The sequence below is a fragment of the Mycobacterium attenuatum genome, assembly GCF_900566085.1.
Classification (GTDB): domain Bacteria; phylum Actinomycetota; class Actinomycetes; order Mycobacteriales; family Mycobacteriaceae; genus Mycobacterium; species Mycobacterium attenuatum.
Window position 1 is genome coordinate 1 of record NZ_UPHT01000202.1, and the last position, 2,637, is coordinate 2,637.

1 protein-coding gene is annotated in these 2,637 nt (G+C 73.1%); it reads right to left on the reverse strand.

What is annotated here, in order from left to right; all coding sequences use genetic code 11:
• On the reverse strand, nucleotides 1–2,621 hold a 2,621-nt coding region (locus tag EET13_RS30755; protein ID WP_168991365.1), incomplete at its 3' end, for a PE family protein.
• Between the last annotated feature and the right edge of the window lie 16 nt (nucleotides 2,622–2,637).

Sequence of the window (2,637 nt, forward strand, 5' to 3'; positions counted from 1 at the left end):
GACTCAGCGTTAGCACCGGCCCCGCCCCGGCCGGCGGTGGCGGTAGCTGCCGAGGCGCTTTTGAGAACGCTTGCATCGCCGCCGTTGCCGCCGTTGCCGCCACTGCCGCCGGAGCCGATAATGCCGTCGGCCCCCGACGCGCCGGTAGCGTTTCCGATGCCATAGTTGTAGGCCGAGCCGCCGCTACCCCCGCTTCCGCCGTTGAAGCCGGTGCCGCCAACGCCCGCGGTGCCGCCGGTGGCGTTACCGGCTCCGTAGTTGGTTGCCGTACCACCGGACCCGCCGCCGCCACCAGTCCCGGCATTATTGCCGGTGCCGCCGGCGCCACCGGTGCCGCCGATGGCGTTGCCGGTAGCGCCAGAGGCCGTGCTTGGGATCAGTGCGGCGCCGCCGGCCCCACCACCACCGCCGGTCCCGAACTGGCCGGTGGCGTTACCGCCGACACCACCGTTACCGCCGGTGACGGTATTGGCATATGTGCTGTTGGTGGCTTGCGCGGTGCCCCCGGCGCCGCCGGTACCGCCGCTCGCATGGTCCCCGCCGCCCGTACCGCCAGCCCCGCCGGCACCGGCGGTGATTTGTCCGGTTCCGACGGTGGAGGCGTTGCCGCCGTTGCCGCCGTTCCCGCCGCCGAGGACACCGTTAGCACCGACCCCACCCCGGCCGGCTGTCGCGGTAGCTGCCGAGGCGCTGCGTTCGATATTCGCGTCGCCGCCATTGCCGCCATTGCCTCCGTACCCACCGGAGCCAACGCCGCCGTTGGCCCCTGCGGCGCCGGTGGCGTTGCCGGTGCCGTAGTTGGCGGCCAAGCCGCCGTTGCCACCGTCCCCGCCATCAAAGCCAGCACCACCGAGGCCCGCGGTGCCGCCGGTGGCGTTACCGGCTCCGTAGTTGGTTGCCGTACCACCGGTCCCGCCGCTGCCACCAGTCCCGGCATTGTTGCCGGCGCCGCCGGCTCCGCCGCTGCCGCCGATGGCGTTGCCGGTAGCGCCAGAGGCCGTACTTGGGATCAATGCGGCGCCGCCGGCCCCACCACCACCGCCGGTACCGAACTGGCCGGTGGCGTTACCCCCGACACCACCATTACCGCCGGTGACGGTACTGGCATTTGTGCTGTTGGTGGCTTGGGCGGTGCCGCCGGCACCGCCGCTACCGCCGCTCGCATGGTCCCCGCCGCCGGTGCCGCCACCCCCACCCGCACCGGCGGTGACTCGTCCGGTGCCTATGGTGGAGGCATCGCCGCCGTTGCCGCCGTTGCCGCCGTATGAGGCGTTGCCGCCGGTACCGCCCGTGCCGCCGGTCGCAAAACCTGCCGAGGTGCTGATTTGGATGGTGGCGCGGCCGCCGCTGCCGCCAGCCCCGCCGTGGGATGCACTGCTGCCGTCGGTGACGCCGTTGGCGCCGTTGCCGCCGGCCCCCCCGGTGGCGTTCCCCGTCCCGTAGTTGTTCGCCGAACCACCGGCCCCGCTATCCCCGCCACGCAACCCGACACCGCCAGCACCGCCCGTGCCGCCGGTGGCGCTGCCCGCTCCGTAATTGGTCGCGTTTCCACCGGTCCCACCGAAACCGCCGGTGCCGGTATTCGGCGCCGCGCCACCGGCACCGCCGGTGCCGCCGAGTGCGTTCGCCGACGAGCCTCCGTTGTGAATCGACGCCGCCCCGCCATCACCGCCAGCACCGCCCTCACCGGTGCTGCCACCTTGGCCACCCACACCACCGGCACCACCGACAGCATCATTTCGATTCAGGCCATTAGTAATCTCAGCGGTGCCACCGGTACCGCCATAGCCACCGTGGACGCCCAAACCCGCGGCAGCATCACCACCATTACCTCCAGTACCGCCACGCACCGCGCCCAGCCCCGCAGTGGTGGCAGCACCGCCCGCACCGCCACGGCCACCGGTCACACCAACCCCACCGGCACCGCCCCTGCCACCGGTCGCCGCCGCCCTGGAAGCCCCGTCACTGAAGCTGACGTCACCGCCATTACCGCCATTACCACCATTACCGCCGCTAGTACCCGACGGGGTCACACCGCCGTTGCCACCGTTACCGCCGGCACCGCCGGTGGCGTTAACGGCACCACTTTGAGATACGGCCCCGCCGTTGCCGCCGTTACCGCCGCTACCGGTGCCCGCACCATCGCCGCCATTACCGCCGGTGCCGCCGTTACCGCCGATTACGCCAGAGCTGTAGCCACTGCCTTGACCACCGGCCCCGCCGTCGCCGCCGTTGCCGTTGCCGGCACCGTTGCCGCCGTCACCGCCGTTACCGCCATAGCCGGCCACCGAGCCAGCGCCACCACCGTCACCACCGGTGCCGCCGGCGCCGCTGCCCACTGCGTCACCACCGGCCCCACCGGTGCCGCCATTGCCGTAGCTGCCGCCCGGCCCACCCTGGCCGCCCGCACCACCATTGGAGCTGCCGCTGGTGGCGCTGTAGCCGGCCCCGCCGCTACCGCCGTCGCCGCCATTGCCCGGGGTGATGACACCGCTGGCCCCGGCCACCCCGGCGACCGCGCCGGGACCACCGGCCGCGCCGCCGCTACCACCGGCACCCACCGCACCCGGATCACCCCCGGCACCACCGGCACCCCCGGGATTCGTCGCACTGGTACCCACCCCGCCGACACCACCG